Source organism: Bradyrhizobium sp. I1.14.4, from assembly GCF_050435825.1.
GTDB lineage: Bacteria > Pseudomonadota > Alphaproteobacteria > Rhizobiales > Xanthobacteraceae > Bradyrhizobium.
Genome location: NZ_JBNDLA010000010.1, coordinates 263,260 through 278,001 on the forward strand (window position 1 = coordinate 263,260; position 14,742 = coordinate 278,001).

Genomic DNA, 14,742 nt, shown 5'->3' on the forward strand with positions numbered 1-14,742 from the left:
TCGTGACCGATCTCGAGACCAAACTGCCCGCGACACGCCGGCGCAAGCGCCTGCGCTATCTGCAGCTGCTGCTGTTCGTGCTGGCCATCTACCTGATTGCCGCCTATCTGGCGCTGCCGGCGCTGTGGACGCACTACGAGCATCAGAAGGGCCTGGCCAATCTGCCGATGGTGACCCGCACCGCGCAGGGCATCCCCGGCGATCCCTTGAATGTCGGATTGATCGGCGACACCAAGGACGTGGTCTGCGCGATGCACGAGGCCGGCTGGTTTCCGGCCGATCCGGTCACGCTGAAATCCTCGATCGAAATCGTCGGCTCCGTGCTGCTCGATCGTCCCTACAGGGATGCGCCGGTGAGCAACCTGTTCTATCTCGGCCGCCGCGAGGACCTCGCCTTCGAGCGGCCGGTCGGATCGAGCGCGGATCGCCGCAACCATGTCCGGTTCTGGCGGGTGCTCGACCAGGGTCAGGAGAAGCGCCCGGTGTGGCTTGGCTCCGCGACGCTCGACCGCAGCGTCGGCATCTCCAGCTACACCGGCGCGGTGACCCACCATATCGCGGCCGATCTCGACGCCGAACGCGCGCTGCTCGCCGCCGACCTCGAGTCCGCCGGCATGGTGACGGCGAAATATCAGGTCACCGGCATCGGCCCGACCTTCGACGGCCGCAATGGAGGCGGCGACCTCTACTACACCGACGGCGAGATCTGGGTGCTGCGGCTGGTCGAGGCCTGCAGCAAGAACCACGGCACGGTCGCGCAGATCCCCAGCCCCGCCGCGACCGAATTCAAGGACCAGATCTGGCGTGCAGTGGTCGAATCGATCGGCAAATAGGGCTGTGTCCCGCGCTTTTGGAAACGCTGGATTGCTTCGACCTGCTCGCAATCCGAGCTGCAATGGAATATCCTCCTCGCTTGACCCCTCACACGCATGATTTGCGCGCTTTACCCAAAAGGAACAGGACGATGACCGTTCGCGCGGGCCGGGAATTTCTGGCCATCCCCGGGCCCACCACGATGCCTGATCAGGTGCTGCAGGCGATGCATCGCCCGGCGCTCGACATCTACTCCAACGAGATGGTCGAACTGACCGAAAGCCTGCTGCGCGATCTCTCGAACCTGTTCGCCACCAAGGGCAAATCCTACATCTACATCTCCAACGGCCACGGCGCCTGGGAGGCGACGCTCTCCAACGTATTGTCGCGCGGCGACAAGGTGCTGGTGCTCGAAAGCGGACGCTTCGCGATCGGCTGGGGCCAGGCTGCGGCCGCGATGGGCGCCGAGGTCGAGGTGCTGAAGGGCGACTGGCGTCGCGCGATCCGCCCCGCCGAGGTCGAGGCGCGGCTGCGGCGCGACAAGGAGCACACGATCAAGGCGATCCTCGTGGTGCAGGTCGACACCGCATCGGGCGCCTATAACGACATCGAGGCGATCGGCAAGGCGATCAAGGCCGCCGGCCACCCTGCATTGTTCATGGTCGACACCGTGGCTTCGCTCGGCTGCATGCCGTTCGAGATGGACAAATGGTATGTCGACGTGGCGATGTCGGGCTCGCAGAAAGGCCTGATGACACCGCCCGGCCTCGGTTTCGTCGCCGCCAACGACCGTGCCTGGGACGCACACAAGAAGGCCGATCTGCGCACGCCTTACTGGGACTGGACCGAGCGCGAAGGCTCGGAGCACTACCGCAAATATGCCGGCACTGCGCCGGTGCATCTGTTGTTCGCGCTGCGCGAGGCGATCAACATGCTGCACGCCGAAGGCCTGGAGAATGCGCATCTGCGGCACCGGCTGCTCGGCGAAGCCGTGCGCCGCGCGGTCGCTGTCTGGGGCGAGGGACAGGTGCTCGGCTTCAACATCGCTGAGCCCGCCGAGCGCTCCAACACGGTGACGACCGTGACCGTGAAGGGCGCCGATCCTGCCGCGATCCAGCGCTATGCCAAGGAGAAATGCGGCGTGGTGCTCGGCACCGGCATCGGCGACCTGCAGGGCCAGGCCTTCCGCATCGCGCATATGGGCCATGTCAACGCGCCGATGATCCTCGGCACGCTCGGCGTCGTCGAGGTCGCGCTCACCGCGCTGAACATCCCGCACGGCAAGGCCGGCGCCGACGCCGCCATACAGTGGCTTGGCGAGAACGTGAAGGCGTAGGCTGTCTCGCATCGCAGGTCGAGCATGCGCAACCACGCAACGATGAGGTGTCACGACTTTTTGACGGGGCACTGACACTTTCCGTCGTCATCATTTTCCGCTTTACTGACGGCAACAGCCGGGCACTGATCCCTGCGACACAACAAAATGGAGGGATCGCTTGGCATCGGTGGAGTTGCGCGGCCTGGTCAAGCGGTTCGGATCGTTTGTCGCGGTTGATGACGTCTCGCTCACGATCGATCACGGCCGGCTCGTCTGCCTGCTCGGGCCGTCCGGCTGCGGCAAGACCACGACGCTGCGGCTGATCGCGGGGTTCCTCGAACCATCCGACGGCGAGATCCGCGTCGGCGACCGCGTCGTGTCATCGAAGGCGCGCACGCTACCGCCCGAGCAGCGCAACATGTCGATGATCTTCCAGAGCTACGCGCTGTGGCCGCACATGACGGTGGCGGAGAACATCGTCTATGGCCTGCGCTTACGCAAAATGGATCGCGACACCATCGCCAAGAAGCTCGCCGCGATCCTGGCGACGACCAAGCTCGAACCGCTGGCGCAGCGCTATCCGGGCGAGCTCTCCGGCGGCCAGCAGCAGCGAGTCGCGCTGGCGCGCGCGCTGATCGTCGGCCCCGAGACGCTGCTGCTCGACGAGCCGCTGTCCAATCTCGACGCCAATCTGCGTGAGGAGATGCGGTTCGAAATCCGCCGCCTGCACGACGAATATCGCTACACCACCGTCTATGTAACCCACGACCAGTCCGAGGCGATGACCACAGCCGATCTGATCGCAGTGATGAACGCCGGCAAGATCGACCAGCTCGGCAGCCCCGAAGATATCTATGCGCGGCCGGAATCCGAATTCGTGGCGCGTTTCATCGGCGCGGCCAATGTGATCAAGGGCACCGCGCGCGACGCGACCCATGTGGAGTTCGCCGGCGCGACGCTGGAGGTGGTCGGCGCCAGGCTTTCAGCCGGTCAGAGCGCACCGGTCGCGATCCGCCAGCATGAAATCCAGCTCTCGACGCAAGCGCCCGCCGCAGCGCAGAACACGCTCAAGGCCATTGTGACGCGGCAGGTCTATCTCGGCATGAACCGCGACTACATGGTGGAGACCTCCGACGGCACGTCGCTGCGGGTGACCACGCCGACCGAGACTGCGGTCGAGAAGGGCAGCGAGGTCTGGCTGACCTTGCCGCCCGAGCACTGCCGCGCACTCAGCCGATAGACAACAAGAAACGGAGGGACGCGATGCGGAAACGGATTTCCAGACGCAATGTCCTGAAAGGCTCGGCGGCGCTTGCGGTCGGCACTGTGTTCGCGTCACCGGCGCGCGCCGCCGCACCCGAGCCAGTCGCCATCACGCCTGATCTCGTCAACGCGGCGAAGAAGGAAGGCACGCTGGTCTTCTATTCGTCGATGGACTTGCCGGTCGGCGAAAAGCTCGGCAAGGCGTTCGAGGCCGCCTATCCCGGCATCACGGTGCAGATCGAGCGTTCCGGCTCGGAGAGGCTGTTCCAGCGCGTGGCGCAGGAATTCGACGCCAACATCCACGCCGCCGACGTCGTCAACAGCGCCGACGCCTCGCATTTCATTCCCTGGAAGAAGAGCGGCTGGCTGATGCCGTTCGTGCCCGAGGACGTCGCGAAATATTTTCCGGACAGCTATCGCGATGCGGACGGCATGGCGGTGACGACGCGGCTGTGGCTGTCGTCGATCGCCTACAACACCAACCTGGTGAAGGCGGAGGATGCGCCGAAGAGCTTTGCCGATCTGCTCGATCCAAAATGGATCGGAAAGATGGTGAAGGGCCATCCGGCCTATAGCGGTACGATCATGACCACGACGTTCCAGATCGTCCGTGAGCTCGGCTGGCCGTATCTGGAGAAGCTGGCGAAGCAGCGCGTGATGCAGGTACAGTCCTCGACCGATCCGCCGAAGAAGCTTTCACTCGGCGAGCGCGCCGTCATGGCCGACGGCAATGAATACGGCATCGTGCTCTTGAAGGAAGCAGGACAGCCGGTCGAGCCTGTCTATCCGACCGAGGGTACGCCGACGATCTCGGGGCCGACCGGCATTTTCGCCGGCGCGCCGCATCCGAACGCCGCAAAGCTGTTCCAGGCCTGGCTGCACACCCGCGAGACCCAGCAATTCTTCGTCGACTTCACCGGCCAACATTCGCTGCACGCGCAAGTGCAGCCGAAGGCCGGCCGGCGCAAGCTCGCCGACATCAAGCTGATGAAAGAGGATCCGGCGGGGGTGGAGGCAATGACCGAAGAGATCAAGACGCGCTATGCGCGGCTGTTTCGGGTGTGAGCGATGAGAGCCACGCAGCATGCTCCCTTGCCTCGCCCCGCTTGCGGGGCGGGTGAGGAGGCCCTCCGCCTGCCGTGCTCGCTGAAACAACCCCTCACCCCAACCACCCTCTCCCCGCAAGAGCGGAGCGAGGGAGCCGAGACAGTTCACCGCGGGTCAACATGACAGCAACAACCACCTCCCCCGGCCCAAAACCCCGCATCGACTGGACGCGCCCCGTCCTGTGGCTGTTCGCGGCTGTGCTCATCCTGCTGATCCTGCTGCCGCTGTCGTGGCTCGCGGTGTTTGCCTTCACCGACAAAAATCGTCATCCGACGCTGCTAAACTTCGTCACGCTGTTCAGCAATCCCGATTTCCTCGATCCGCTGCTGACGACCGCAATCATTGCCACCACATCGGCGCTGATCTGCTGCATCGTCGCGGCGCCGATCAGCTGGCTGGTGTCGCGCACCGACATGCCGGGCCGGCAGACCATCCGCGCGCTGGTGACAGCCTCCTTCGTGACGCCACCGTTCCTCGGCGCGGTCGCCTGGGAGTTGCTCGCGGCGCCGAATTCTGGGCTGTTGAACCAGCTCTACCGGCTGGTCGCGGGCGAGGATGCGGACGCGCTGTTCAACATCTACTCGATGACCGGGATCATCTTCGTGATCTCCTGCTACACCTTCCCGTTCGTGTTCGTGCTCGTGGCCAATGCCCTCGACACCATGCCGGGCGAACTCGAGGACGCGTCCGCGATCCTCGGCGGCAACGCCTGGACCACGGCGCGGCGGGTGACGATCCCGCTCGCGCTGCCCGCGCTGGTCGCCGGCGCACTGATCGCCTTCCTGCAGGCGATGACGCTGTTCGGCTCGCCCGCGATCCTGGCGCTGCCGGCGGGCTTCCACACCATGACGACCAAGATCTGGAGCCTGTTCCAGTATCCGCCAAAGCTCGAACTCGCGGCCGCCGCCGCGGTGCCGCTGCTGGTGCTGACTATCCTGCTGCTGCAGGGCCAGAAGGCCCTGCTCGGCCGCCGCGGCTATTCGGTGATCGGCGGCAAATATGGCGCGCCGCGCCGGGTGGAGCTGAAGGGATGGCGCTGGGCCGCGCTCGGCTTCTGCCTGCTGGTGCTGCTCAACCCGGTGTTCCTGCCCTACCTCGCGCTCCTGAACGCCGCATTCTCGCCGAACGCTACCACGCTGGTGACGCCGTCGACGCTGACGCTGCACAACATCGTCTTCGTGTTCACCGAGCTGTCGTCGACCCAGCTCGCGCTGAAGAACACCGTGATCCTCGGCACCGCGACCGCGACCATCGGTACCATTCTCGCACTCGTCATCGCCTATGTCACGACACGCAAGGCGATCGCGGGTCATCGCGTGCTCGGCTTCCTCGCTACCGCGCCAGTGGCGGTCCCCGGCATCGTGCTCGGCGTTGGCCTGTTCTTAAGCTATACGCGGCCGCCCTTCGTGCTCTACGGCACGCTGTGGATCCTGCTGCTGGCGTTCCTCACCATCAACCTGCCCTCGGCCTATCAGCAATTGCAGGCCGCGTTCGCGACCATCCATCCCGAGCTCGAGGAGGCGAGCCGCATCCTCGGCGCGACGCGGCTGCAGGCGCTGCGCCAGATCACCGCGCCGTTGCTGCGCACCGGCGTGATCGCGACCTGGTGCTTCATCTTCATCGGCGTGATGCGGGAACTGTCGGCCGCGATCGTGCTGTTCACCTCGCAGACCAAGGTGCTGTCGGTCTTGATCTACGATCTCAACGAAGGCGGCGACCTCGCCGCGATCGCGGTGCTCGGCATCGCGATGCTGGTGATCACATTCGCCGTGGTGCTGGCGGTGAACCAGATCCCGATGACCGGCGGCAATGCAGGCGCGAAGCTGCGGAACGGCTAGCCTTTTCCGTCGTCATTGCGAGCCACCCGGTCGGGGCGAAGCGCCGCCGGATGACAGGCTCCGCGAAGCAATCCATCTCTCTCCGAAGGGATAAAATGGATTGCTTCGTCGCGGAGCCTGTCATCGGGCGCGCGTTCGCGCGACCCGTTGGCTCCTCGCAATGACGGGGACGGTGACGGCGTCCAACTGGCACCTCCCATCTGGCAATTGCCACATTCATCCCGATATAGAGCGGACCCCCGCACCATGAGGATCGCGTGACCAAATCCGCCACCAAGACATCGCCCCCTGTCGCGCCGCGCCGGCCGCATTCCTTCACCACCCACGGCATCACGGTGACGGACGACTATGCGTGGATCAAGGATCCGAAATGGCAGGAAGTGCTGCGCGATCCCTCGATCCTCGATCCCGATATCCGGACCTATCTCGAAGCCGAGAACGGCTACACCGACAGCCTGCTCGGCCATACCGACACGTTGCAGAAGCGGCTGGTCAAGGAGATGCGCGGGCGGATCAAGGAGGACGATTCCAGCGTGCCGTCACCGGACGGCCCGTTCGCCTATTTCCGCAAGTTCCGCGAGGGCGGCCAGCACGAGCTGTTCTGCCGCGCGCCGCGCGACGGCGGCGACGCGCACGTCGTGCTCGACGGCGACGCGCTGGCGAAGGACCACAAATATTTCAAGTTCGGCGGCAGCCGGCATTCCAATGATCACCGGCTGCACGCCTGGAGCGCCGACACCAAGGGCTCGGAGTATTTCTCGATCCGGGTGCGCGACTGGGCAACCGGCGGCGATCTCGACGAGCTCGTCGAGGAAACCGACGGCGGCGTGGTCTGGGCCGCGGATTCCAAAAGCTTCTTCTACGTCAAGCTCGACGACAATCACCGGCCGATGCAGGTGTGGCGGCACAAGCTCGGCACCAGGCAGGCCGACGACATCCTGATCTATGAGGAACAGGATTCCGGCTGGTTCACCCATCTGCACGAGAGCGCCAGCGGTCGCTTCTGCGTGATCGCGGGCGGCGACCACGAGACCTCCGAGCAGCGGCTGATCAATCTCGCCAATCCCGACGCACCGCCGCGCCTCGTCGCGGCGCGCGAGGATGGCGTGCAATATTCGATCGCCGATCGCGGCGACGAGCTCTACATCCTGACCAATGCCGGCGACGCCATCGACTTCAAGGTCGTCACCGCGCCGCTCGCCTCGCCCGAGCGCGCCAACTGGCGCGACCTGATCCCGTATCGTGCGGGCGTCTATGTGCTCGACGTCGAGCTCTATGCCGGCCACATGGTGCGGCTGGAGCGCGCCAACGCGCTACCGGCGATCATCATCCGCGATCTCAGAAGCGGCGAAGAGCACGCGATCGCCTTCGACGAGGCGGCCTATTCGCTCGACACCATGGGCAGCTACGAGTTCGAGACCACCAATCTGCGCTTCGCCTATTCGTCGATGACGACGCCGTCGGAGGTCTATGACTACGACATGGCGACGCGGACGCGCCTGCTGCGCAAGCGTCAGGAGATTCCGTCCGGCCACAACCCGGCGGATTACGTCACCACGCGCATCATGGCAACGTCGCATGACGGCGCGCAGGTGCCGGTGTCGATCCTGCATCGCAAGGATTTCGATCGCGACGGCAAGGCACCATTGCTGCTCTATGGCTACGGCTCCTATGGCATGGCGATGCCGGCGTCGTTTGCGGCGAACCGGCTGTCGCTGGTCGACCGCGGCTTCGTCTATGCGATCGCGCATATCCGCGGCGGCGCCGACAAGGGCTGGGGCTGGTATCTCGACGGCAAGCGCGAGAAGAAGACCAACACGTTCGACGACTTCGCCGCCGCCGGGCGCGCGCTGTGTGACGCGAAATACACCAGCGCCAGGCGCATCGTCGGCCATGGCGGCTCGGCGGGCGGCATGCTGATGGGCGCGGCAGCAAACCGCGCCGGCGAGTTGTTCGCCGGTATCGTCGCCGAAGTGCCGTTCGTGGACGTGCTCAACACCATGCTCGACGACACGCTGCCGCTGACGCCGCCCGAGTGGCCGGAATGGGGCAACCCGATCGAGAGCGAGAAGGATTTCCGCACCATCCTGTCTTATTCGCCCTACGACAATGTCGCGGCAAAGGATTATCCGGCGATCCTCGCGATGGGCGGGTTGACCGATCCGCGCGTCACCTATTGGGAGCCGGCGAAATGGATCGCGCGGCTGCGCGCCACCATGAGCGGCGGCGGCCCGGTGCTGCTGCGCACCAACATGGGCGCCGGCCACGGCGGCGCGTCCGGCCGCTTCAATCGGCTGGACGAGGTCGCGATCGTCTATGCGTTCGCACTGTGGGCGGTTGGCATGGCGGAAAAGGCGGAGGTGTAACTTCTCCCTCGCCCCGCTCTTGCGGGGAGAGGGTTGGGGTGAGGGGCTGCTTCCACGAATCGAGTGCGCGGTAAGACCTGTACCCCCTCACCCGGATTGCATTCCGCTAAGCTGCATGCAATCCGACCTCTCCCCGCAAGCGGGGCGAGGTAAGAAGCGGACTACCGTCCCTTCGCCTTCCGCCAGGCCGCAAAATCTTTCAGCGTCTGCTCGTCGGTCGCGGGATAGAGGCCGAAGATGCCGCGCCCCTTCTGCACTTCCTCGGTGACGAAATCCTCAAACGCCGTCATCTCGAAAGTCTCGTCGGCGATCTCGTCGGCGAGATGCGCCGGGATGACGATGACCCCGTCGCTGTCGCCGAGGATCACGTCGCCGGGAAACACCGGCGCATCGCCGCAGCCGATCGGAACATTGATCTCGATCGCCTGATGCAGCGTGAGATTGGTCGGCGCGCTCGGGCGGTGATGAAAGGCCGGGAAGCCGAGCCGCCCGATCTCGACCGAGTCGCGGAAGCCGCCGTCGGTGACGACGCCGGCGCAGCCGCGCTTCATCAACCGCGTCACCAGGATCGCGCCGGCCGACGCCGCGCGCGCATCCTTGCGGCTGTCCATCACCAGCACGCTGCCCGCGGGACAATCCTCGATCGCCTTGCGCTGCGGATGCGAGCGATCGCGGAACACCTCGATCCTGTTGAGATCCTCGCGCGCCGGCATATAGCGCAGCGTGAAGGCCTCGCCGACCATGGTCGGCTGATCCGGGCTCAGGGCATGAACATCCTGGATCATCTGGATACGGAAGCCGCGCTTGAACAGCGCGGTCGCGACCGTCGCGGTGGAGACGGATTTCAGCTTGTTGCGGGTGGCGTCGCCGAGTTTTGACATGGTGCGTAGCTCTCTGATCGGCCGTCATTCCGGGATGGCCCGAAGGGCCAGGCCCGGAATCCATCGGGCCGCATGCGCCGTGGAGGAATGGGTTCCGGGTTCACGCTTCGCGTGCCCCGGAACAACGGTTAGTAGATCGACGGCTCGCCCACCGGCTTGCCGAAGCCGGTTTCGAGGAAATCGAAGTCGCAGCCCTCATTGGCCTGCTTGATGTGCTTCGAGAACATCCAGCCATAGCCGCGTTCGAAGCGTTGCTCGGGCTGATTCCAGTCAGCGCGGCGCCTGGCCAGCTCCGCCTCGGACACATCGAGATTGATGGTGCGCCCGGCAACGTCGAGCGTGATCCGATCGCCGTTCCGAACCAGCGCCAGCGGGCCGCCGATATAGGATTCCGGCGAGACGTGCAGGATGCAGGCGCCGTAGCTGGTGCCGCTCATCCGCGCGTCCGACAGCCGTACCATGTCGCGCACGCCCTGCTTCACGAGCTTGGTCGGGATCGGCAGCATGCCCCATTCCGGCATGCCCGGGCCGCCCTGCGGGCCGGCATTGCGCAGGATCAGCACGTGATCGGCCGACACGTCGAGGTCGGGATTGTCGACCGCCTTCTTCATCGACGGATAGTCGTCGAACACCAACGCCGGTCCGGAATGCTTGAGGAAGCGCGGATCGCAGGCGGACGGCTTGATCACACAGCCGTCGGGCGCGAGATTTCCCTTCAGCACCGCGAGCGCGCCCTCCTTGTAGATCGGGTTCTCGACGGTGCGGATGACGTCGTCATTATGGACCTCAGCGCCTTCGATATTCTCGCCGAGCGTCTTGCCGGACACAGTCATGCAGTCGAGATGCAGATGCTGCTTGATCCGGTTCATCAACCCGGGCAGCCCGCCGGCATAGAAGAAATCCTCCATCAGATAGAGGTCGCCGCTCGGCCGCACATTCGCGATCACGGGCACCTTGCGGCTCGCCGTTTCGAAGTCATCAAGCGAAATGTCCTGGCCGGCGCGGCGTGCCTGCGCAATGAGGTGAATAATGGCGTTGGTCGAGCAGCCCATCGCCATCGCGACGGTGATCGCGTTCTCGAACGCCTTACGGGTCTGGATCTGCTGCGGGGTCAGATCCTCCCACACCATCTCGACGATGCGGCGGCCGGCCTCCGAGCTCATCCGGATATGGTTGGCGTCGGCCGCGGGGATCGACGAGGCGCCGGGCAGCGTCATGCCGATGGCTTCGGCAATCGCGGTCATGGTCGAGGCCGTGCCCATGGTCATGCAGGTGCCGTAGCTGCGGGCGATGCCCGCCTCCATGTCGACCCAGTCCTTGTCGGAAATCTTGCCGGCGCGGCGCTCGTCCCAGTATTTCCAGGCGTCCGAGCCGGAACCAAGCGTGCGGCCCTTCCAGTTGCCGCGCAGCATCGGTCCCGCGGGCAGATAGATCGCCGGCAGGTTCATGCTGGTGGCCCCGAGCAGCAGGCCGGGCGTGGTCTTGTCGCAGCCGCCCATCAGCACCACGCCGTCGACCGGATGGCCGCGCAGCAGCTCCTCGGCGTCCATCGCCAGCATGTTGCGGTAAAGCATCGTGGTCGGCTTCAACAGCGATTCCGACAGCGACAGCGCCGGCAGCTCCAGCGGAAAGCCGCCGGCCATCAGCACGCCGCGCTTGACGTCGTCGACCCTGCTCTTGAAGTGCATGTGGCAGGGCTGCGCGTCCGACCAGGTGTTGATGATCGCGATCACCGGCCGGTCGCGCCATTCTTCCGGCGCGTAGCCCATCTGCATCGCGCGCGAGCGATGGCCGAAGGCGCGCAGATCGTCGGGTGCGAACCAGCGCGCGCTGCGCAATTGATCCGGGGTCTTGGACTTCTTCGTCATCTTGGATGCGCCAAATGTTTCGATGCCGTGCGTCTTGATATTGCGGTGTCTTGATATTGCGGGTCTCGACATTGCTCGCACGCGCGCGGTCTCAGCGTGCATGCCCTCCGCCACGCATATACAGGATTTCCGGACGTTTCGTCCCGCGCGCGACGCAGAGGTGCCGCTCGCTCGCGCCGGTCGCGAAGCCCGGTGCGGACAGGCTGATCGGTCGGGCCTGCGCCGCACAAGCTCCGCGATGTGGAAATCGGCGCGTAAACCAGCCTTGGCCGGCCTTGGCTTACTTTTGCTGCGCAGTCATCACGATGCGGACCAGATCGGCGGCGTTGCGCGCGCCGAGCTTCTTCATGATATTGGCGCGGTGGTCCTCGATCGTGCGCGGGCTGATGCCGAGGTGACGCCCGGCCTCCTTGTTGGAGGCGCCCGCGGTGAATTGCTCGAGCACCTCGCGCTCGCGGCGGGTCAGCGGCTCGCGGCCCGGGAAGTGCAGCGCGGCGATGCGCGATGCCGAGGTCTCGGCCTGGCGCCTCGTGTAGGCGTCGATCGCCTCATTGAGGCGGCTGACGATCTCGTTGCCGCGGAACGGCTTCTCGATGAAGTCGAGCGCGCCGTTCTTGATGGCGCTGACCGCCATGGCGATGTCGCCCTGACCGGAGATCATGAAGATCGGCGCGGGGTAGTCCTCGCCGTGCAGCTCTCTGAGGATATCGAGGCCGGATTTGCCGGGAATATGCACGTCGAGCAGGATGCAGGCCGGCGTCCTGCTGCGCGCCACCGCGAGCAGCGCGGCGCCGTCCGCAAAGCAGATCACCTTGTAACCAGCCGTCGACAGGACCACGGAAAGCGTCTCGCGAACGGCAGGATCGTCGTCGACTACAAAGATTTCCCCGCGAGGAGCGCTATTCTCAACCATATGCATCCGTCCATCAGTGGTGAAGCGTGCTGCCCAGACTGCACAAGAAGTAACTCGACCATCTCGATCAATGGACCCGTATTTGTACGGGACGTCCGCTTAACGCACAAGTAGCACCGCGTTCCCTAAAAGTGGGGGGCAGTGGAGAAACATGCATGGAAAATGCAGCGGCGGACGGCGTTGCGGTGTGCCTGGACGAGGGCAATGATCCCTACGGCCTGATCGTGACGGACCTGGTCGCGCTGATCGGCCATGTCCAGGCGAGCCTGCGGCTCGTCGAAGCGGCGATTGCGCGCGAGGCACTGCTGGCCGAGCAGGACGCCGCCGCCGACATCTTCGTCCTTAACGACGTTACCCCACGCTACGTCACAGCGTCCACGGCCCTGAAAACCTGCGACACCGGCTTTGGCATGACGCTCGATCGGCTGCGCCATTCAGGGGCCCCGGCGCGCGTCCTGAACTGACCCGCCGCGCCGGCACACCGCCGCCCGGCTTTTGCACCATCGCGCAAATCGTCCTGACGACATCAAACCACCACGGCGGGGATCCGTTCCACGCATCGTTCGGATGGGCGGCAGGCCATGCCCGCCCAGCCGGGTCAGGTCGTGGCGTCAAGCTCTGGCCCGCTCTTCGTCGGCGGCCGACCGCCGCTTGCTCGGCTTGCCCTTGAGGAAGCAGATGTCCATTTCGGTGCCGTTGACGCGAACCAGTTCGCAGCGGCGATAGGCGAGCCCGGTCGAGGACAGCAGGAGAAAAAACTCCTTCAGGTTGAGCCCCTGAATGGAACCCTCGACCGTCAGCGACGCATCGGTGTCGGAGATGGCGTTGAGCTGGCAGTCGCGCCGCCAGGTGCCGTCGATGGCCATGATGCAGACATCGACGCCCCGGCTGAAGGTGACCCGCTCAACGGATTTGCCGTCTTCGGTCATCGCTCAATATCCGACCGCCATGGCGGGCCTCGGCATGGCAAGCGCGGCACGCACCCCGCTCGGCTGGTACAGCCCGCGCCGCTCGGGAATGGGCTTGAACATGTCGGTCAAGCCGATCACCGTTTCGGCGGCACCCAACACCAGGAAGCCGTCGGGCTCCATCAACCGGGCGAGACGGTTGAAGATGCTGATCTTGGTATCCTGATCGAAGTAGATCAGCACGTTGCGACAGAAGATCACGTCGAAGGTGCCGAGCTGGGAGAAATCGTGCAGCAAATTGAGCTGGCGGTGCTGCACCATCGAGCGCAACTCGGGATTGATCTGCCAGAGTTCTCCCGACTGCTTGAAATACTTGACCAGCATCTGGATCGGCAGCCCGCGCTGCACCTCGAACTGGCTGTAGATGCCGGCTTTCGACTTCTCCAGCACCTCTTGCGACAGGTCGGTCGCGATGATCTCGACCCGCCAGCCCGCAAGCGCGGCGCCCATCTCCTTCAGCGACATCGCCAGCGAATAGGGCTCCTGGCCGGTCGAGCCGGCGGCGCACCAGATCCGGACGTTGCGGCGCGCGGCACGCGCCTTCAGGACATCAGGCATGATGGTGTCGCGGAAGTGCTCGAACGGCACCTTGTCGCGGAAGAAGAACGTCTCGTTGGTGGTCATGGCCTCGACCACCTGGACGGTATGCGTGGACGAGCCGGCCCTGATCTTGGCGACCAGGTCGGGGATGCCGGACAGGCCGCATTTGCGCGCCAGCGGCAGCAGGCGGCTCTCGATCAGATATTGCTTGTCTGCGGACAGATCGAGACCGGAATGGTCTTTCAGGAGCTTACGCAAATACTCGTAGTCGGGGGGCGTCACGGGAGCCTCACAAGGACTAAGGGGTGGAACTGGATGTCAGGCTTCGGCCGACGCGTCGAGCGCCAGCAGGCCCACTTCCTGGAATTTCGCGATCACGATGTCCTTGTCGAACGGCTTCATGATGTATTCGTTGGCGCCGGCATGCAGCGCCCGCGAGATGTGGTCGATGCCGTTCTCGGTGGTGCAGAACACCACTTTCGGCGCGTCACCGCCAGGCATGCGGCGGAGCTGCACGAGGAATTCGAAGCCGTCCATCACGGGCATATTCCAGTCGAGCAGCACGGCGTCCGGCAGCGCGAGCTTGCAGGCTTCGAGCGCGATCGCGCCGTCCTCGGCCTCGATGACGGTGAATTCCATTCCTTCGAGGATGCGGCGCGCGATCTTTCGCACCACACCGGAATCGTCGACGACAAGGCATGTCTTCATGGGTTGGCCTCCTTGTAGAATCCGCCGTCTCTGCGGCGGAGCGTTACGCTGCAGCAGCTGTTTTGGGCACCAGTTCGAGCACGCGATCGACATCGAGGACGACCATGAGCTGGCCGTCGAGGCGGTGGACACCGCCGGCGAGCCTGGCCATGCCGGGAT

13 protein-coding genes and 1 pseudogene are annotated in these 14,742 nt (G+C 64.9%); 7 read left to right on the top strand and 7 right to left on the bottom strand.

The window, feature by feature from the left end; translation table 11 throughout:
* Positions 1-2: 2 nt before the first annotated feature.
* The 6 genes from ABIB78_RS22025 to ABIB78_RS22050 all read left to right on the top strand — a co-directional run bounded on the left by ABIB78_RS22025 (position 3) and on the right by ABIB78_RS22050 (position 8,705).
* Complete coding sequence (locus tag ABIB78_RS22025; protein WP_429028474.1) at positions 3-833, top strand: LssY C-terminal domain-containing protein; 831 nt, start codon at positions 3-5, stop codon at positions 831-833.
* 131 nt (positions 834-964) lie between these two features.
* Positions 965-2,149, top strand: a complete 1,185-nt coding sequence (locus tag ABIB78_RS22030; protein WP_429028477.1) for a pyridoxal-phosphate-dependent aminotransferase family protein — start codon at positions 965-967, stop codon at positions 2,147-2,149.
* Between the two features lie 169 nt (positions 2,150-2,318).
* Positions 2,319-3,371 (top strand): ABC transporter ATP-binding protein, encoded by a 1,053-nt coding sequence (locus tag ABIB78_RS22035; RefSeq protein ID WP_429028546.1) that lies wholly within the window; start codon positions 2,319-2,321, stop codon positions 3,369-3,371.
* Positions 3,372-3,394: 23 nt separating this feature from the next.
* Complete coding sequence (locus ABIB78_RS22040; RefSeq protein WP_429028480.1) at positions 3,395-4,459, top strand: extracellular solute-binding protein; 1,065 nt, start codon at positions 3,395-3,397, stop codon at positions 4,457-4,459.
* A gap of 161 nt (positions 4,460-4,620) precedes the next feature.
* Positions 4,621-6,339 carry an ABC transporter permease gene (locus tag ABIB78_RS22045; RefSeq protein WP_429028482.1) on the top strand — a complete coding sequence of 573 codons (1,719 nt, stop codon included), beginning with the start codon at positions 4,621-4,623 and terminating at the stop codon, positions 6,337-6,339.
* A 257-nt stretch (positions 6,340-6,596) separates the two neighbouring features.
* Positions 6,597-8,705, top strand: a complete 2,109-nt coding sequence (locus ABIB78_RS22050; protein ID WP_429028484.1) for a S9 family peptidase — start codon at positions 6,597-6,599, stop codon at positions 8,703-8,705.
* Positions 8,706-8,866: 161 nt separating this feature from the next.
* Here ABIB78_RS22050 and ABIB78_RS22055 read toward each other — a convergent pair whose 3' ends face one another.
* The 3 genes from ABIB78_RS22055 to ABIB78_RS22065 all read right to left on the bottom strand — a co-directional run bounded on the left by ABIB78_RS22055 (position 8,867) and on the right by ABIB78_RS22065 (position 12,367).
* Positions 8,867-9,586, bottom strand: a complete 720-nt coding sequence (locus ABIB78_RS22055; RefSeq protein WP_429028486.1) for a ribonuclease activity regulator RraA — start codon at positions 9,584-9,586, stop codon at positions 8,867-8,869.
* Positions 9,587-9,714: 128 nt separating this feature from the next.
* Complete coding sequence (gene araD, locus ABIB78_RS22060; protein ID WP_429028488.1) at positions 9,715-11,454, bottom strand: L-arabinonate dehydratase; 1,740 nt, start codon at positions 11,452-11,454, stop codon at positions 9,715-9,717.
* Positions 11,455-11,734: 280 nt separating this feature from the next.
* On the bottom strand, positions 11,735-12,367 hold the full coding sequence (locus ABIB78_RS22065) for a response regulator transcription factor (RefSeq protein WP_429028490.1): 633 nt from the start codon (positions 12,365-12,367) through the stop codon (positions 11,735-11,737).
* A 155-nt stretch (positions 12,368-12,522) separates the two neighbouring features.
* Here ABIB78_RS22065 and ABIB78_RS22070 point away from each other — a divergent pair, with 155 nt between their 5' ends.
* Positions 12,523-12,831, top strand: a complete 309-nt coding sequence (locus ABIB78_RS22070) for a hypothetical protein (RefSeq protein WP_429028493.1) — start codon at positions 12,523-12,525, stop codon at positions 12,829-12,831.
* Positions 12,832-12,978: 147 nt separating this feature from the next.
* On the opposite strand, the gene ABIB78_RS22075 is transcribed toward ABIB78_RS22070, so the two are convergent.
* The 4 genes and pseudogenes from ABIB78_RS22075 to ABIB78_RS22090 form a co-directional block, all read right to left on the bottom strand.
* Complete coding sequence (locus ABIB78_RS22075) at positions 12,979-13,296, bottom strand: PilZ domain-containing protein (protein WP_429028495.1); 318 nt, start codon at positions 13,294-13,296, stop codon at positions 12,979-12,981.
* Between the two features lie 3 nt (positions 13,297-13,299).
* The gene (locus tag ABIB78_RS22080; RefSeq protein ID WP_429028498.1) at positions 13,300-14,157 is read right to left on the bottom strand and encodes a CheR family methyltransferase; all 858 of its coding nucleotides are present in this window, start codon (positions 14,155-14,157) and stop codon (positions 13,300-13,302) included.
* 36 nt (positions 14,158-14,193) lie between these two features.
* Complete coding sequence (locus tag ABIB78_RS22085; RefSeq protein ID WP_429028501.1) at positions 14,194-14,583, bottom strand: response regulator; 390 nt, start codon at positions 14,581-14,583, stop codon at positions 14,194-14,196.
* Between the two features lie 43 nt (positions 14,584-14,626).
* Positions 14,627-14,742, bottom strand: a pseudogene (locus tag ABIB78_RS22090) (chemotaxis protein CheW); the annotation flags it as partial.